Source organism: Butyricimonas sp. Marseille-P3923 (assembly GCF_900184685.1).
In the GTDB taxonomy this organism is placed as follows: domain Bacteria; phylum Bacteroidota; class Bacteroidia; order Bacteroidales; family Marinifilaceae; genus Butyricimonas; species Butyricimonas muris.
The window spans coordinates 708,436-725,441 of record NZ_FXXL01000006.1; the positions used below are offsets into that span (position 1 = coordinate 708,436).

Here is a 17,006-nt window from a genome sequence, read left to right on the forward strand (position 1 = left end):
TTATTTTTAGTACGAAACAAATATATAAACAAAATAGTGTTATACAACAGATAATAGTGTAAAAAACGAAGAACCCACCCCATAAATTAAGCCCCACAAGTTTCATGAAACTTGTGGGGCTTAATCCATTATATTATATAATCTATTCTTACTCCTTCCTCACGCTATAAATCACCACATCTTTCTCCGGGCGATCGGCACTTCCCGTTTTCACGGCTGCAATTTTATCTACCACGTCCAATCCCTCGATCACCTCCCCGAAAACCGTGTATTGCCCGTCCAAATGCGGCGTACCGCCAACCGTCGTGTAAGCCTTTTTCTGTTCTTCGGACAATACCAATTCCTCGTCGGCAAACAGACTGTCACACTCTTGCGTCAATTTCTCCGACAAGGTAGCAAGACCGGCAGTGTCGTTCGCTTCCTGCAAACGCTCCAATTCGCTTACATATTTCATCTTTAATTGGTTATACAATGCCAGTTTACGTCTTCCGTTAATACTTTGCACCATGGTTTCCAACTCTTCCGGTTCATAAACCCGCCCTTGAACGATATAGAATTGTGCCCCGCTGGAACCGCGTTCCGGGTTTACTTGATCGCCTTCACGAGCCGCGGCAAGCGCTCCCTTCTTGTGAAAATATTCCGGCACACGGAATTCCGCGTCCACCCGATAGCCGACATCCCCCTCGCCCAACATCACGTCCGGCGCTGCATTCTTGGACGTGGGGTCACCACCTTGAATCATAAAGTGGTTTATCACCCTGTGAAACAACAAACTGTCATAGAAATTCTCTTTCACCAACTTCAAAAAATTATCCCGGTGTTTGGGAGTATTCTCGTACAAACGAATCCGGATATCACCATAATTCGTGGAAATTTTCACGACAGGTTCAGCCTCCTCCTTACAGGAAGAAACCATCACCAAAAGCAACAAAACGCCAATAATCTTATTCATAATCGGTAGTTAAATTAGAAATTCTTACTTTCCACGCAAAAATAGAGGAAAATACTTTATTAACAATAAATTTGTTCGTATCTTGGCATGATAAATTATAAATTTCACGAAGTATGAAAGCGTATTTATTTCTCACGATTGCTGTTCTAGCCGCTTTTTTCTCCTCATGCACGGAGAAAACCACTAAAAAAGAAACCGTTCAGACTGTTCAGAAAGAAACGGTTATCATCCGGGACACTGTTTACATAAACAAGGAAGAGCCAAAAACGACCTCCGTAAAAGAAGCTCCCGCTTATTTCCTTATTGCCGGATGTTTTGAATACAAAAGCAACGCGGACCGCCTACGCGAGAAACTTCAAAAAGAAGGATACCCAAACGCATTAGTCATGCCCTATTTTGAAAACCTGTATCTGGTCGCTTACGAGGGATACGCCACTCACAAAGAGGCCGTTGCCGCTGCCCGGCAACTCCACAAGATTCCCGGCAATGAAGAAGCATGGATACATCCTGTCAAATAATTGAACGACTATGAAATTCGTGTTATTCCTGTCATTTATCGCGTTGCTCACCCTCGTCGGTTGTCAACGCGATAAAATGAATCCTAAAAACCTGACAACCGTTAATGTCAAGCGAGAACTGAGCGTGACTCCCGCCAAGGCAACAGCCGCCGCCAAGAGTACGGAAGAAACACCCGTGCCGCCGACGGAAGCACAACCTTCCGCGACACCTCAAACGACAACAACGGAAAAACCTGCAACACCGACAAAAAGCTACCACATCATCGTGGCAAGCCATCCCCGCGAAAGCCTCGCGCAGGAAGATGTCGCACGGTTAAAAGCACAGGGATACACCGACGTGCGAATCATCACGAAAGACCAACGCTACCGGGTAAGTATAGCGAACAATCCCGACAAACAGGAAGCCACAAGGCAAAGGGACGAACTGGCTCGCCGCTTGAAACAGGATGATATCTGGATTACCCTTTATTAAACAGTACGCTCACCACGATTACGCCATAAAAGAACCCGGCATAAATCTGGGCGGGAGTGTGTCGTTTCAAGTACAGCCTTGAAAAAGCCAGAACCCCGGCAATCAGAATCAGAAAAGGCAACAGGTTTACCACCTCCCCGAAATACTTCGTCCCCAACGTAAAGACAAAAGCACACAAAGCCCCTATCGCGGTCATATGCATACTCATCTTCCAGCGCATCGTCACGATCATAAACCCGGAAAGCAGAATCACCATAATCAAGTACAACTCCCGCACGATATTGGAAAACGGCAGATTCCGGGACAGATAAAACACCAAAAAAGCCCCCACGACAGTAGCCAGCACGGGAAACACCCTGTCTTGCTTATGTATTAACCGATAATTACCTATTAACCCAAGCCATTTCAACAACGGAAGGCTCAACAACGGCAGCATCGTCACTCCCAGTAAAGTCAACATATAAGACATACGTTGCGTGTAAACCGGAATCCCCGAGAAAATCGTGTCCGAATTAAACGTGATAAATAACATATACATCGGCAACAACAACGGGTGAAAAAGTACCGACACACACCATGCAAAAATTCTCATATTAAAAAAACATTCATTTTAAACTTCTCGACGAAGTCGAGCAACCGGAATATCCAGCAATTGGCGGTACTTGGCGATCGTCCTCCGGGCGATCTGGTATCCCTTGTCTTTCATCATATCCACCAATTCGTCATCCGTGTACGGCTTACGCTTATCCTCACTTTCTACAATATCCTTAAGCACATTTTTAATTTCCCCTGTACTCACTTCCTCTCCGCTACTCGTCGGCATACTCCCTGAAAAGAACTGTTTCAAAGAATATATACCGAACCATGTCTGTATATATTTTGAATTGGAAACACGCGATATCGTCGAAACATCCAATCCCGTGATATCAGCAATATCCCGCAAGATCATCGGTTTCAACTTACTCTCGTCCCCCGTCATGAAAAATTGTTTCTGGAACTGCACGATAGCCGTCATCGTCAGCATCAACGTGTTATTCCGCTGCTGCACGGCATCGATAAACGAACGGGCTGAACTCAACTTGTATTTCACGAAAGAAACCACATCTTTTTTCTCCCGTGAATTGGAATGCTTCTGGTAATCCTCCAGCATATTAACGTAAGACTTATTCAACCGCAACTCGGGAATATCTCCCGTGTTCAAACTAAGTTGTAACTCCCCGTCCACGATATCCAGATTAAAATCCGGTATAATCTTTTCCGCACCCGGCACGGACGAATCGGAAATCTGTCCACCCGGTTTCGGGTTCAATTTCAATATCTCGTCCACCGCCTCTTTCAACTCGGCATCCGAAATCTTCATCCGCTTGGAAATCTTCTCGTAATGCTTCTTGGAAAATTCCTCGAAATAATCCTCTAGAATAATACGGGCATCCACCAACGCGGGGGAAGCCCCTTCCGACAAACGACGTTTCACCTGCAACAACAGACACTCGCGCAAATCCCTCGCCCCTACACCCGGCGGGTCAAATTGCTGCACGACCTTCAACAGGGATTCGATCTTCGCGTCGTCCACCTCGATACCCGCGCCGAAAGCCAAATCATCCACGATATTCTCCACGTCCCGGCGCAAATAACCGTCGTCGTCAATATTACCGATAATATACTCGCAAATTTTTCGATCCAGCTCACGCAAATGCTGCGTGCCCAACTGTTGCACCAGATTCTCGCGGAACGAAATCCCACCCGAAAGCACGAACTCGCGGGCATCATCATCCTTGGATGCATTCGAGGAACTCAGCCTGTAATCCGGAATATCATCATCGTCACTAATATAATCATCCAAAGAAAATTCATCATCCGCGGAATTATATTCCTCTTCTTCATGCGCATTCTCTTCGTAATCCACCTCATCATCCCCCTCTTTGAAATCCACCTCCGGTTCCGGCTTCTCTTCTCCCTCTTCCAAAAGAGGATTCGACTCCAACTCCTCCTTTATCCGTTGTTCCAATTGATACGTGGGAAGCTCAAGCAGCTTTATCAGCTGGATTTGCAACGGATTGATTTTCAACCCCAACTTCTGTTGTAAACTCTGCTTGAGCATCCCTTTATCCTAAAAATTAAAATTCAGCATTCTTCGGCGCACGCGGGAACGGGATCACGTCACGGATATTTCCCATTCCGGTCACGAACAGCAACAATCGCTCGAATCCAAGCCCGAAACCACTATGCTCCGCCGAACCGAAACGTCTTGTATCCAAATACCACCACATGCTGGACACCGGAATCCCGACTTCCTGCATACGGGTAACCAACTTATCGTAATTCTCCTCGCGTTGCGACCCACCGATAATCTCCCCAATCTGCGGGAAAAGCACGTCCATCGCCGCCACGGTCTTGCCGTCCGGGTTTTGCTTCATGTAGAAAGCCTTGATCTCCTTCGGGTATCCCGTCAAAATCACCGGCTTCTTGAAGTGCTTCTCCACCAGATAGCGCTCGTGCTCACTTTGCAAATCCACGCCCCAGCCCGTCACCGGATACTGGAACTTACCGTTCTTATTCGGCTTGCTGTTCATCAATATATCGATAGCTTCCGTGTAGGTCACCCGCTCGAAATCATGAGTCAGCACGAATTGCAACTTCTCTATCAACTCCATGGAACGCTCTTCCGCTTTCTTGTCCTTCTCTTCCTCTTGCAAACGCTTGCTCAAGAATTGCAGGTCATCCATACAGTTATCCAAAGCGTAACGGATCAAGTATTTCAAGAAATCCTCCGCCAAATCCATGTTATCGTTAATATCATAGAAAGCCACTTCCGGCTCGATCATCCAGAACTCCGACAAATGCCGCGTAGTATTGGAATTTTCAGCCCGGAAAGTAGGTCCGAACGTGTAAATACGTCCCAAGGACATAGCCCCCAACTCCCCTTCCAACTGTCCGCTCACTGTCAAGTTCGTGGCTTTCCCGAAGAAATCCTGCTTAAAATCAACACTCCCGTCTTCCATCAATGGCGGGTTAACCGGATCAAGCGTTGTTACCCGGAACATCTCTCCCGCCCCCTCGCAATCGGAAGCCGTGATCAACGGCGTATGCAAATAATAAAAACCATGATCGTTAAAATACTTGTGGATAGCGTAAGCCATCGCGTGGCGGATACGGAACACCGCACCGAAAATATTCGTGCGGAAACGCAAATGCGCCACCTCCCGCAAGAACTCCAAGCTATGCTTTTTCGGTTGAATCGGGTACTTATCTGGATCGGCCTCTCCCATCACGATCACCTCCGAAGCCTGAATCTCACGAGCCTGTCCACTTCCGGCACTCTCCACGAGCAACCCCTTCACGTGAACAGCCGCACCCGTTGTCACCTTCTTCATCACCTCTTCCGGGGTCTTCTCCATGTCAACCACCACCTGTATATTATTTATCGTAGAGCCGTCATTCAACGCGATAAAATTCACTTGTTTATTACCGCGTTTGGTTCTTACCCATCCTTTAACCTCAACCTCAATACCGCAATCCGTTGATTGCAACAGTTCTTTGACTGACATTCTACTTGTTTTCATCTGAAAAACATTTAAATATTAAACTTACACTGCAAAAATAGTATTTTTTCCACTACGGCACAGTCAAAACCCTTAAAAAATAACTTATAGACCCTTTCGGTGCTGTACAAATTGCTTGCCAAACTTAGAATTCTCTCTTAGATTCTTCCATCACAGAACCCGAAATCTCCCGTTCGCCCCATCACTAGGCTATAAACAAATCACTCAAAATAGCATCCGATATCACCCAACCGGATTCCGTAATCCGGATTTTCCCATCCCGCTCTACCAAATCGCCGGAGTCCAAATACTTTTGTAACGACATCCCGACTTCCCTCCAAAACTTCCCGAACTTCTTATCCGCATCCAACTTATCTATCCCCCACATCGTCCGCAAATTCGTCATCACGTACTCGTTATACAAATCAACATCCGTTAATTCCTCTTTTTCAAAAGATAACAATCCATTATTTAAACTCTCTATATAGGTTTTCAAATTCGCCGTGTTCCATTGTCTGGAATGCAAATCATACGAGTGAGCCGAAGGACCGAAACCGATATAAGGCTTTTGCTGCCAATAGGACGTGTTATGAATCGAATATCTCCCCTCCCGTGCGAAATTAGATATTTCATAATGCTCGAAACCAATACTTTTCAAACGCTTGCACACCCTGTCATAACGACAAGCCATCACCTCCTCATCCTCCGGCTTAAACTTCCCCTGCCTCACCATCACCTCGAAAACAGTATTTGAATCAACACTTAACATGTAAACCGACAAATGCTTTACAGGCAAACTATTTACAATATCAACATCATGCATCAACTCCTCGTCCGTCTGTCCGGGCAACCCGATAATTAAATCCACACTGATATTATCAAACCCCAAAGATGCCGCCAATCGCACCCCCTCGATTGCCTGCCGCCCCGTGTGCGTCCGGTTTATTCGCTTCAAATGAACGTCAGAAAACGACTGTACACCAATGCTTAAACGATTAAAACCCATCTCCCGGATACCCGCCAACCGCTCCCTTGTCAAATCCTCCGGGTTCAACTCGATAGTCCGTTCCGCTCCCGGCAAAATATCATAATGCATTTCCAACGCATCCACTATCCGTTGCAACTCCCCCCGCTCCAGATAGGACGGAGTTCCCCCGCCGAAATAAACCGTACTCACATCCTTACCCGGCAAATACCCCCGCCGCAACGCTATCTCCCGCTCAATCGCGTCCAGATAAGCCTCTTTCAATTTCAGAGAAGCCACCGAATAAAAACCGCAATAAAAACACTTACTCCGGCAAAAAGGCACGTGTACATATATTCCCATGACATGAGTTTTACTGTTAATCTGCAAAATAACAACATTTATTCACACGCTCAACCATGATCCTGTTAATTTGTTTACTACATTTGTAATGTTTCGGAAATACAAATGGTTGCATGTATGGCTAGATGGTTCATTATCCTGTTCACCCTTATCTCTTTTTCCCTTGACGCGCAAACGCTTGTCATGGGAAAAGTCATCGCGAACTCGGGAGAACCCGTGAGTGGGGTAAATATCTATTGCATGGAGAATAAAAACGGCACCACCACCGACTCGCTAGGCTTTTTCCAACTGGAATGCACGATCCCCTGTACCTTGGAATTTTCGCATGTCAACTACAAGAGCGAAACTTACAAACTAACGAAAAGCGATGCCCCTTTCGTCGTCACGTTACGAAACAAACAAAACAACCTGAAAGAAGTAGTGGTAAGAGCCGTACCGGCAAGCGGGCGTATCCTCTCGTCCATAAAAAATATTGAACGGATACCCGCGATACTGGGAGAACAGGACGTTTTGAAATACCTTGCCACGATGCCGGGCATCGTGACCACCAACGCACTGAACTCCGGCATTTACGTCCGCGGGGGAAACAGTAACGAGAACGGCTTTTTAATCAACAACATGGTGATAGCCTACCCGGATCACCTTACCGGGGTACTTTCCACTTTCGACCCTTACATTCTGGGAAATTCCACCCTTTTCAAAAGCGGCTTCCCCGCCCGCTACAACAGCTTTCTCTCCTCTTATATAAACATGCGTCCCGATCCGGGCAACAAATACAAACACGAGGAGGAAGTCACCATAGGACTCGTGTCATCCGCTCTTAAAGCCAAAGGACCGATCATAAAGAATCACACCTCGTTTGCCGTTTCCGCCCGTACCTCTTATTTGCAGCATATCTCCAAACTCTACAACCGGTCAATGGACAACGAACAAAATCCTAACTATATGCCGGAGTACTCTTTCAGTGATATTACCGCGAGTATAGATTCACGTCTTTCGGACAAGTGGAAAGCCTCCGCTTTCGGGCTCTTCTCCATCGACCACATGAAAATGAAGATCAGCGAACACGTGCAATACATATTCGACTGGCACACGTTTTCCGGCAACATCAACGCTTCCTATACCCCCACTTCCAAAGAACAATGGGATTTCCAATTCGGTGGTAAAAACACGTACAGCGAGGGCGACGCCTTCGGCAGCATCCCCATGGGCGGCGGCAACCGCCATTACGCTTTACTGGGACAAATTTCCTACAACCGTAAACTCTCCGACAAAATAAATATAAACACAGGGAGCAAATTCGAGTATTCGCGTTTTGAAACGGCGAACAAATCAAACGAACGTGAAAACCTTCTGATAAAAAGTTCCGACAGGGATTTTAATCTATACGAGATTTACATGGATATAAACTACCGGTTAAATCACAACTTCACGTTAAATATCGGGGGCAATTACCAGTATTACCACGGGGATACCCGAGCTCACACGTTCTCCCCCCGGGCAAAGATCAGCTATACAAATAACAAAACCACCCTGTGGGCTGACTACGCGAAAACGGTGCAGTATCTGAGCCTGTACCCTTATTTCACGGTAAAAACCCCTATCGACATCTGGTACCCGCTGGCAAAAAACACGAAACCCGCGATCTGCCACCAGTACTCGATCGGCGTAAACCAAGAGATCGGGCAAACTCTTTCTTTTTATGCCGGACTGTTTTACAAAGACATGCGTAACGTGAAAGACTTCGCCTCGGATATTCAGACGGAATACTCCGCCTTGACCGACAACCTGATTCAAGGCAAGGGATATGCCAAAGGCATGGAGTTTGACCTCACGTTAAACCACCATGCCCTGTATGCACGTGCCAACTACACGCTCTCGGAATCCAAACGCAAGTTTGCCGAAATCAACAACGGGCGATCCTTTTTTCCCCCGTATGACGTGAAACACAACGTCGTACTGAACCTGTCTTATGAAATTTCACCCCGTTTCCTGCTGAACACACTATGGACATTCTCGTCGGGCGTGTACACGACATTCCCGAAAGGGATGGTCGTGGCACAAAACATCACGGAAATCCAGACAGGGGAAAATCCGGTTCTGATTCCCGTGTACACGGACCGTTATAATTACAAATTACCGGACAACCACAGGCTGGACGCCAGTCTGGATTACAAATTCAGCGGCAAGAAAACCTTTTACAAATTAAGCATCGGGGCATACAACGTGTACAACCAATCCAACCCCTCGTTTGTTTATTTTCAAGCGGAAACCACCCGTAACTTAACAAAAATTATCCCGAAATCCAAGGTAATGTTACCATTTATTCCTTATCTTTCACTGCGCATTAATTGGTAAAAACGAATGAGGAAAATCATCTCCATATTCATATTGACAGGTCTGTTCTCCTGTATGCCCGAAGAGGAACTCCCGATCAAAGACATGGGAGCCATCTCCGGATATTTTATCGAATGTTATTGCATTCCCGGAGAACCTTATATTCTAAACGCAGCAAAGATTTTACCTCTTACCGAAATGATTGACCCGGGAGCCGTCGTCGACTTGGATGTATCTATCAAAGCCGACAGCGTCATTCAACTGGTGCCCGTGCCGGGAGCCCCTTCCTTTCTAGGCAATTACCAACACATGACCCGCATGGAGAATTACGGGATAGACTCTCTCTTCCTGAGCATCCTTACACCCGAGAACGAACACATTACAGCTAAAACAGCCGTTCCTGAGGCTATTGAAATTTCTTCTTACACGGTTTCCCAAACAACCAATTCCGTGTCAATTACGTTCCCGACATCCCGGAACCCGAGGCAAAACTACTATATTTTCAGTATGCAAGCCCGAAAGAGCGATCAGGATGACCCGATATTGAAAAAAGAAACCATCTACATGGATCTGTCCGACCATACCCCGGGAACATCCATCGAAAAAACGATAAAATGCCCGCAGATAGAGCAAGCCGATGCTGTTTTTATCACGTTGATGCGCATCACCGAGGCATGCTATAATTACCAGATTTCCCTTTACGAGGCGAACAGCGCCAACCAAGGAAGTATCACCACTCCCGTTCCCCTCGTCGGTAACATACAAGGAGCTTTGGGCATCTTCACGTGCTACACGAAATCCAACAAATACATTCCAAAAGAGAAATTCAATTAACGACTGAAGACTTCAGTACCAATAAGACTGATAAACAGTAATAAATCCTACCCGAATACTGTATCATTCCCGTATGAATTCCGGTTCACTCCCATGTAAAACGCTATTAGTTCCCTATTAAAACGCTATTAAAACCCTATACTATAATAGCGTTTTAATAGCTTACTAAAAGCTTAGTAAAAACTTTATAACCAGAATTGAACCGGAATTGATACGGGATTCAAACCGAATTTATATAGTTTTTGGGGAGAACCTCATCCCGTTCTCGACATAAAGTACTTCTCCGGATTCCCTTCCCGCCCTATGATATTACATCCAAAATTTTCAAAATGTTTGGATTACTCTCTATTCATCATCTGTTGAAAAAATCAAATTTCAACTTGACATATTCTAAAATATTTTTCATATTCAACAGAAAAATCACACAACAAAGGGATATATTCAAAGAAATATTATTTATCTTTGCCAAGAGTTCTTAAAAATAAATTGTCATAAAAATATAGCAATTTATTAATATCATAGGAAAGAGGTTCTTTTATCTTAGATAAAGATTAAAAGGGAATACCGTGTAATTCGGTAACTGTTCCCGCAGCTGTAAGTCCTAACTTCAATTTGAAGTTGACTTCCTAGAACTACGTCACTGTTCATTCATGAATGGGAAGACTCTAGGAAAGGATAAGTCAGAAGACCTGCCTCCAACAATATAGATTTATCTCCTGCGGAGAACGGGGTGGTACAATAAGTTTTTATCTTATTGATAAAGCATCAAGATTTCCTAGAAATAAAGTTTATATTGTTAAACACAAACGACACTGTCGTATTACCTACCTATATATTAATAAGTTATACTTTATTATGGCTAAATAAAAGTAAGTTTAATAAAGAAAAGACGTTGCCAAACACCCCTCGAAATGGCATAGGCAACGTCCGCTCTTTCTAAGATAAGAAAGGAGGCACGAATGTAAAAAGAAATACTTAAAGTTTATTTGTGAAAAACAATCATTATTATAAATAAACAAGTCGTACAATATAAAAACTAATGATATGAAATCTATAAATATTTTATTGGCATCCATTACGATGCTTACTTTCATAATTTCTTGTTCAAAAGACGATAAGCTTATTTTAGAAAAGAAAAAAAATACTCATGCACTAATAAAATATCCACAAACCCCTATCGACATAGTGGCGGGTAATACAGACCAATACAACTCAAACTCAAGGGCATTATCCTTCCTTAAAGATAGTTTATGGCCTGAAGCAACTGGCCATACTTTAATATATGAAACAGATGAAATCACATCACTACAAGGGTTAGAAAGATATATTTATTTAGGAGCACTATTAAAAGGAGAGTCTTTAGAAACCCAAAAGTATCAGGCATTAACCAATAAAGTGGAACCTATTACTATTTCATACTCGTTTCCAGCTAAATTTGTAATTGATGAGATAGAAAGACCTTCTCTTTCTGCAATGAGACAATCTATTGTTAACACTATGAATAATAATGGTATGTCCGGGAAACAAATAGTGTCTTTCAGTTATGATATGAATCAATTCACCTATTACGACGAATTGAAGTTAAATTTTGCATCTAATATTAATGTTGCCAGCATTCTCAATATAACTGTAGATGCGGCAAAAGGGAAAATATCTCAAAGAACAGGCTTAATTGCTAAATTTATTCAGAAAAATTTCACAATGGACATGGATATTCCATACGATGGAAATTTACTTTTGAACAACGATGATATAAATTCTCTAACAGGCTATTCCCCTGTTTATATTAGTTCGATAACTTATGGGCGAATGGGAATTATAACTATGGAATCAAATTATAGTTATAATGAAGTTAGGTTAGCAGTAAAAGCTGCATTTGATGCCAAAATAATTAATGGAGATATTAGTATTTCCAGTAATTATAAAAAAATCATAGATGAATCTAATATAAAAATTTATATGGTTGGAGGAGATGGAAGTGGTGTTGCAGAATCTGTTGAAGGATTCGCCGCTTTTAAGAAATATATAATTAATGGAGGTTATTATTCTCCTGAGGTTCCAGGCGTTCCTATTGCTTTTACCGCAAGTTATTTAATTGATAATTCTCCTGTTTACACAAAATTTAGGATTAATATTCCAAAATAGAATTTTCAAGAATGAATTTATACACAAAATCGAAAAGATATGAAAAATATACTATTTATATCCATTATATCACTATTATTTTTTAGTGCTTGTGAAAAACACTCGTTGGAGATTAATGATAATAATCCTGCATTTAATCTTCCTAAATTCCCCGAGGAAATAATTAATGTTAATACTCATAACTATATGCCAGAAATGGCAATAGAAAAGTGGGAAAATGGTAATATAAAACCCTTTGGACAAAATAATCTTTCTCGTGCAACAGAGATTCTCAAAGATAGCTTGTGGAAAAATGACTTCGGAAGGACTATTTATGCTCAAGCAGACGAATCAATAATCTTGCCAAATCTTCAAAGATATATTTTCCCGGGTTCTTTGTTAAAGGGGAATACAATTTCTGATTGTAACTACACTCCAATTAGCACAACGATTAATCCAATAACTGTCTCTGTGTCATTTCCTGCTAAAAAAGTTGTGGGAACTATTGAAAAACCCTCACTATCTGCTACGAGAAGTTTTGTAAATGATGTTTTGCAACAAGAAGGAATTGGCTCCCAGAATTCATCACTAAATTTTAATATCGATCAATTTACTTCTTACGACGAGTTAAGGATGGCATTTGGCTCCAATGCAAAAACTAGTGCATTATTTTTTAGCAACACTTCATCTTCTTCAGAGAAAGTACAAAAGATATCTAAAAAAACAGGTTTATATGTAAGATTTGTTCAGCGCAATTTTACTATAGACATGGATATTCCGTCATCAGGAAGTTTAATTAACGGTCATTTAACTTCGGAGCAGACAGGTGGGTATTCTCCCGTGTATGCGGCATCTATTACTTATGGGAGAATGGGGATATTGGCAATAGAAACGGATTATACATATACAGAAGCACACAAGATTATCGAGCAAGCCTTTAAAACAATTTTCTACAAGAAATCAAGTACATTAACGGACGAAGCGAAGCGCATGTTGAGTTCAGCTACTATGCGAGTTTATCTAATAGGAGGGGACGGACAATCAGGCGCACAGACAGTAAACGGATATCAAGATTTTATTCGCCATATATCCGAAGGAGGTACATTTAATTCTATGACTCCAGGAGTTCCGATTTATTGTAGCTTTGCTTATTTAAGTGATAACGCACCTGTAAAGATTAAATTTAAAATTAATGTTTCGTCTGATCCTGTTTATGCAAGGATCGAGTACCGAAACATGGATGGAAAACCTTGGAGTAATTATAGACAAGGTTGGAAAAATGGAGATGTATATATTGCTTTCTATTCAGATTTAGCAGCAACAACTCGAACCGAACCCGCTTCTTTTATTAAATTTAAATACAGACAAGTTTATCGCTACCAACGTTGTCAAGATGCTAAATGGGATGATCTAATTGATGATGAATTTAAAGTTGAAGAAGAAGGTTTTATACAAAATACATATAAAGAGAATTCCATATTATTATTCAAACAAATGTGTTTACAACTTGAAGAAAACTATGACCCAGATGTTCTATTTGGTCAATATACTTGGTTCAAAGAATGGGGATGTCAATTAACTGAAGGGGATTATTACAAAATATTAAAACCTATCGCTTTGGATTCAAGATACAAATATGATGTTTGGCCAGAAGAAAACTATTAGTAATTAAATTTGTTCAATGAAAAGCTGTTTCCCATAATGGAAACAGCTTCTTAAACTAAAAGATATGAATAGATTATTCTTTGTTATAATTTTAATAAAAATAGGACTAAGCGCTTGTCACAACAATCTTGAGCACGAAGACCCTATAATAAAGATTGACTCCACGAATTTATCTGAAATAGTTTGGAGTGATTATCTTCCCTCCTCGCTGCTGCTAATGCACGATAGCCTTTGGCCAGATCAAAAAGGACATAGTTTTTTTGTACAAAGTGAAAAATTATTTGTAATCCCAAATAACGAAGTAAATATCTATATCGGAGCAATTATTGATAGCAATTTAAAACAATTTCCAAATGTGAAAGTAGTGGATAATGTAGATTGCAATTCAATTTCTTTATCATTTAGTACCAACAAAAAATGCTATCATTACTCTCAAATACCATCAAAAGAAAACATGAACTTGATAATAAAGGATTATCAACGAGAAAATGATAGTCAACAAATTGTATCATTCAAATATGATAATGGTTTTAGATATAATTCTTATAAAGAACTTTTTTTGCAATTTTCCTATTTGGGAATACACCTAGATAGTATATTAACAGGAGAAAGGTACGATAAAATTTCCATGAGCAAAAAGAATGGGATCGCCATCGTTTTAGAACGCAAATTGTTTAGTCTTGACATGGACATCCCTTCAACTCCTTTGAATTTTGCAGAAGAGAACAAGGATGAACATGTATATATATCATCAATAATGTTTGGAGATCTTAAAATAATGTTGATTGAAGCTGATTTATCTCTTAGTGAGATGAACACTTTTATTGGTTCAATAAAAAATAAAAACAATTTAACTGTTAAGGAACAGAATGTTATAAAAGATTGGAATATATCCATAATAGATATAAATTCAAAGGAAATAAAAAAAACAGGAGATCTGAATAATCCAATATATTGGTTTTATAATAAACTTTTAAATACGAATATTCACGCAGTCCCTATTTATGCAACTTTTGCTAATTGTAATGATCATAGCCCTTGCAATGTATCTTTTAGCATAGCATTGCCATAAATTCACTAGAATAACAAGATAAAAGGCAAAAACTTTATTCATTATTGGAGACTTAATTTACTTATTGATCAAGATATCTTTTCTTTGTAGAATATAAAAAATGGATTAAATCTTCCCGCTCTCGAATTTTCACGGAATGTTTTGGAGTTCAAAGTTTTTTGTGTAATTTTGCCCCTCATTTTGGAGTGGAATGCTCGAAAATTCGCGAGGAATACCTTAGCCATGCTCCCCGTGAAGCTTCGGATTCCGTTGAAAACTAAAAGTTTGCCCGATAAACCTCGTTATTTTCAACCGGAAAAAAGAACGCCAGAGCGTCCATGAAGAAATACAAACAGAAGTTTAATTAATAATTTAAAAAGAAGTGGATCAGATTAGTTACAAAACAACTTTCGTCAACAAAGCCACCGCGCAAAAAGAGTGGATTGTGATTGACGCTGAGAATCAAGTTGTGGGTCGTCTTGCCGCTAAAGTTGCGAAACTATTGAGAGGCAAATACAAACCCAGCTACACCCCGCACGTGGATTGCGGTGACAATGTTATCATTGTAAACGTGGAGAAAGTAATCTTCACCGGAAAGAAAATGACCGATAAAGAATATCGGAGACACACGCAGTATCCCGGAGGACAACGTATTTCAACTCCCGCACAAGAGATGGTTCGTTTCCCCGAGAGAATACTCGAGCATGCGGTAAGAGGTATGCTCCCCAAAAACCGCCTTGGTAGAGCTGTATTCAAGAACATGCACCTGTTCGTGGGACCGGAGCACAATCATGAGTCACAACAGCCTAAAGTAATTGATATAAATACACTTAAATAACAAGGTATGGAAGTAGTAAATGCAGTAGGTAGAAGAAAAACAGCGGTAGCCCGCGTCTATCTTAACGAAGGAAAAGGCAATATTACAATCAACAAAAAGAGCTTGGAAGAGTATTTCACGTTGCCTACCCTCCAGTATGTAGTGAAACAACCGCTTGAATTATTAGGCGTTGCCGGACAATACGATATCAAAGTAAACCTTGTTGGAGGCGGTTTTAACGGACAGGCAGAAGCTTTACGCTTGGGTATTGCCAGAGCATTGGTGAAAATCAACGCGGAAGACAAATCCAAATTGAGAGCGGCAGGCTTCATGACCAGAGACCCGCGCGAAGTTGAGCGTAAGAAACCGGGACGTCCGGGCGCACGTAAGAGATTCCAGTTCTCTAAACGTTAATCAGAGTTTAGTATCTAAATTGGCGGGACTTCTCGAGAGAACTACCCGGCGATTGATAAAATTTAAGAATGTAAACTTTAAAAATGACACAAATGTCAAATACGAATTTCGACGAATTATTAAATGCAGGTTGTCACTTCGGACACCTTACCCGTAAATGGAATCCTAAAATGGCTCCGTATATCTTCATGGAGCGTAATGATATCCACATTATTGACCTGAACAAAACCGCTATCATGTTGGACAAGGCAAGTGCAGCCTTGAAACAAATAGCCAAGTCAGGCAGAAGAATTCTGTTTGTTGCAACAAAGAAACAGGCTAAGGACATTGTTGCTGAAAAAATTTCAAATATCAATATGCCGTTCGTGACTGAAAGATGGCCGGGCGGAATGTTGACCAACTTCCCGACTATCCGTAAGGCAGTGAAGAAAATGACCACCATTGACAAAATGGAAAAAGACGGTACTTTCTCTCACCTTTCAAAACGGGAAAGACTCCAGATATCTCGTCAAAGAGCAAAATTGGAAAAGAACTTGGGCAGCATCGCTGACCTGACCCGTCTTCCGGCCGCTCTTTTCGTGGTTGACGTGATGAAGGAATATATCGCAGTAAAAGAAGCCAACACGCTTGGTATTCCGGTATTCGCTATCGTGGACACGAACTCAAGCCCCGAGGGAATTGATTTCGTAATCCCGGCAAATGACGACGCTTCTACTTCTATCTCTTTGATTATCGACAAAGTAGCGGGAGCCATCAAAGAAGGCTTGAGCGAAAGAAAAGCGGAGCGAGAGAAAGAAGGTGACAAGAAAGGCGCCGACAGAGCGGAAGCTCAAGAGGAAGTGGTAGAGGAAAAGGCCGCTACTGAAGAATAAATTAATTTTAGATTTTAGATTTTGGATTTTAGATTGAAATCATTCCAAGTTTTTGATTCAAACTCCATAATCTAAAATCTT

At 41.6% G+C, this 17,006-nt stretch carries 15 protein-coding genes and 1 riboswitch; of the genes, 10 read left to right on the top strand and 5 right to left on the bottom strand.

The annotated features are described in order from the left end of the window. Window positions 1-148: 148 nt before the first annotated feature. Window positions 149-952, bottom strand: coding sequence for a peptidylprolyl isomerase (locus tag CS948_RS08770; protein ID WP_099291310.1), 804 nt, complete (start codon window positions 950-952; stop codon window positions 149-151). 113 nt (window positions 953-1,065) lie between these two features. Between CS948_RS08770 and CS948_RS08775 the strand changes: the two genes are divergently transcribed. Together CS948_RS08775 and CS948_RS08780 are read left to right on the top strand one after the other, a co-directional pair. Continuing rightward, window positions 1,066-1,470, top strand: coding sequence for an SPOR domain-containing protein (locus CS948_RS08775; protein ID WP_099291311.1), 405 nt, complete (start codon window positions 1,066-1,068; stop codon window positions 1,468-1,470). Window positions 1,471-1,480: 10 nt separating this feature from the next. Next, window positions 1,481-1,942, top strand: a complete 462-nt coding sequence (locus CS948_RS08780; protein ID WP_099291312.1) for an SPOR domain-containing protein — start codon at window positions 1,481-1,483, stop codon at window positions 1,940-1,942. Here the strand turns inward: CS948_RS08780 and CS948_RS08785 are convergent. From CS948_RS08785 to hemW, 4 genes are all read right to left on the bottom strand, one after another. Continuing rightward, window positions 1,929-2,534: a phosphatase PAP2 family protein gene (locus CS948_RS08785; RefSeq protein WP_222621127.1), complete on the bottom strand. Its 606-nt coding sequence runs from the start codon at window positions 2,532-2,534 to the stop codon at window positions 1,929-1,931. The two genes, CS948_RS08780 and CS948_RS08785, sit on opposite strands and share 14 nt — an antisense overlap. A gap of 18 nt (window positions 2,535-2,552) precedes the next feature. Beyond that, the gene (gene rpoN, locus CS948_RS08790; protein WP_099291313.1) at window positions 2,553-4,043 is read right to left on the bottom strand and encodes an RNA polymerase factor sigma-54; all 1,491 of its coding nucleotides are present in this window, start codon (window positions 4,041-4,043) and stop codon (window positions 2,553-2,555) included. A gap of 16 nt (window positions 4,044-4,059) precedes the next feature. Then, window positions 4,060-5,505, bottom strand: coding sequence for an asparagine--tRNA ligase (asnS, locus tag CS948_RS08795; RefSeq protein ID WP_218014299.1), 1,446 nt, complete (start codon window positions 5,503-5,505; stop codon window positions 4,060-4,062). 184 nt (window positions 5,506-5,689) lie between these two features. Then, on the bottom strand, window positions 5,690-6,811 hold the full coding sequence (hemW, locus tag CS948_RS08800; protein ID WP_099291315.1) for a radical SAM family heme chaperone HemW: 1,122 nt from the start codon (window positions 6,809-6,811) through the stop codon (window positions 5,690-5,692). A 117-nt stretch (window positions 6,812-6,928) separates the two neighbouring features. On the opposite strand from hemW, the gene CS948_RS08805 reads away from it, so the two are divergent. The 8 genes from CS948_RS08805 (at window position 6,929) to rpsB (ending at window position 16,925) form a co-directional block, all read left to right on the top strand. Further along, on the top strand, window positions 6,929-9,169 hold the full coding sequence (locus CS948_RS08805; RefSeq protein ID WP_255301925.1) for a TonB-dependent receptor domain-containing protein: 2,241 nt from the start codon (window positions 6,929-6,931) through the stop codon (window positions 9,167-9,169). A 6-nt stretch (window positions 9,170-9,175) separates the two neighbouring features. Further along, window positions 9,176-9,982 (top strand): DUF4249 family protein, encoded by an 807-nt coding sequence (locus CS948_RS08810; protein WP_099291317.1) that lies wholly within the window; start codon window positions 9,176-9,178, stop codon window positions 9,980-9,982. A gap of 510 nt (window positions 9,983-10,492) precedes the next feature. Then, window positions 10,493-10,694: riboswitch (cobalamin riboswitch) on the top strand. A 332-nt stretch (window positions 10,695-11,026) separates the two neighbouring features. Continuing rightward, on the top strand, window positions 11,027-12,127 hold the full coding sequence (locus CS948_RS08815; RefSeq protein ID WP_255301926.1) for a thiol-activated cytolysin family protein: 1,101 nt from the start codon (window positions 11,027-11,029) through the stop codon (window positions 12,125-12,127). A 39-nt stretch (window positions 12,128-12,166) separates the two neighbouring features. Then, entirely contained in the window at window positions 12,167-13,771 is a 1,605-nt protein-coding gene (locus CS948_RS08820) for a thiol-activated cytolysin family protein (protein ID WP_099291318.1), read from the top strand. A gap of 64 nt (window positions 13,772-13,835) precedes the next feature. Further along, window positions 13,836-14,843, top strand: a complete 1,008-nt coding sequence (locus CS948_RS08825; RefSeq protein WP_099291319.1) for a hypothetical protein — start codon at window positions 13,836-13,838, stop codon at window positions 14,841-14,843. Between the two features lie 361 nt (window positions 14,844-15,204). Further along, window positions 15,205-15,660 carry a 50S ribosomal protein L13 gene (gene rplM, locus CS948_RS08830; RefSeq protein ID WP_099291320.1) on the top strand — a complete coding sequence of 152 codons (456 nt, stop codon included), beginning with the start codon at window positions 15,205-15,207 and terminating at the stop codon, window positions 15,658-15,660. Window positions 15,661-15,666: 6 nt separating this feature from the next. Further along, on the top strand, window positions 15,667-16,053 hold the full coding sequence (gene rpsI, locus CS948_RS08835) for a 30S ribosomal protein S9 (RefSeq protein ID WP_099291321.1): 387 nt from the start codon (window positions 15,667-15,669) through the stop codon (window positions 16,051-16,053). Window positions 16,054-16,145: 92 nt separating this feature from the next. Next, a complete protein-coding gene (gene rpsB, locus CS948_RS08840) occupies window positions 16,146-16,925 on the top strand; it encodes a 30S ribosomal protein S2 (RefSeq protein ID WP_099291322.1) in 780 nt (259 codons plus the stop codon). Window positions 16,926-17,006 lie beyond the last annotated feature (81 nt).

Bases quoted from the DNA above. Each gene is read 5' to 3' on its own strand.
- CS948_RS08770 (WP_099291310.1), bottom strand. From the start codon at position 952: ATGAATAAGATTATTGGCGTTTTGTTGCTTTTGGTGATGGTTTCTTCC.
- CS948_RS08775 (WP_099291311.1), top strand. From the start codon at position 1,066: ATGAAAGCGTATTTATTTCTCACGATTGCTGTTCTAGCCGCTTTTTTC.
- CS948_RS08780 (WP_099291312.1), top strand. From the start codon at position 1,481: ATGAAATTCGTGTTATTCCTGTCATTTATCGCGTTGCTCACCCTCGTC.
- CS948_RS08785 (WP_222621127.1), bottom strand. From the start codon at position 2,534: ATGAGAATTTTTGCATGGTGTGTGTCGGTACTTTTTCACCCGTTGTTG.
- rpoN (WP_099291313.1), bottom strand. From the start codon at position 4,043: ATGCTCAAGCAGAGTTTACAACAGAAGTTGGGGTTGAAAATCAATCCG.
- asnS (WP_218014299.1), bottom strand. From the start codon at position 5,505: ATGAAAACAAGTAGAATGTCAGTCAAAGAACTGTTGCAATCAACGGAT.
- hemW (WP_099291315.1), bottom strand. From the start codon at position 6,811: ATGGGAATATATGTACACGTGCCTTTTTGCCGGAGTAAGTGTTTTTAT.
- CS948_RS08805 (WP_255301925.1), top strand. From the start codon at position 6,929: ATGGCTAGATGGTTCATTATCCTGTTCACCCTTATCTCTTTTTCCCTT.
- CS948_RS08810 (WP_099291317.1), top strand. From the start codon at position 9,176: ATGAGGAAAATCATCTCCATATTCATATTGACAGGTCTGTTCTCCTGT.
- CS948_RS08815 (WP_255301926.1), top strand. From the start codon at position 11,027: ATGAAATCTATAAATATTTTATTGGCATCCATTACGATGCTTACTTTC.
- CS948_RS08820 (WP_099291318.1), top strand. From the start codon at position 12,167: ATGAAAAATATACTATTTATATCCATTATATCACTATTATTTTTTAGT.
- CS948_RS08825 (WP_099291319.1), top strand. From the start codon at position 13,836: ATGAATAGATTATTCTTTGTTATAATTTTAATAAAAATAGGACTAAGC.
- rpsI (WP_099291321.1), top strand. From the start codon at position 15,667: ATGGAAGTAGTAAATGCAGTAGGTAGAAGAAAAACAGCGGTAGCCCGC.
- rpsB (WP_099291322.1), top strand. From the start codon at position 16,146: ATGTCAAATACGAATTTCGACGAATTATTAAATGCAGGTTGTCACTTC.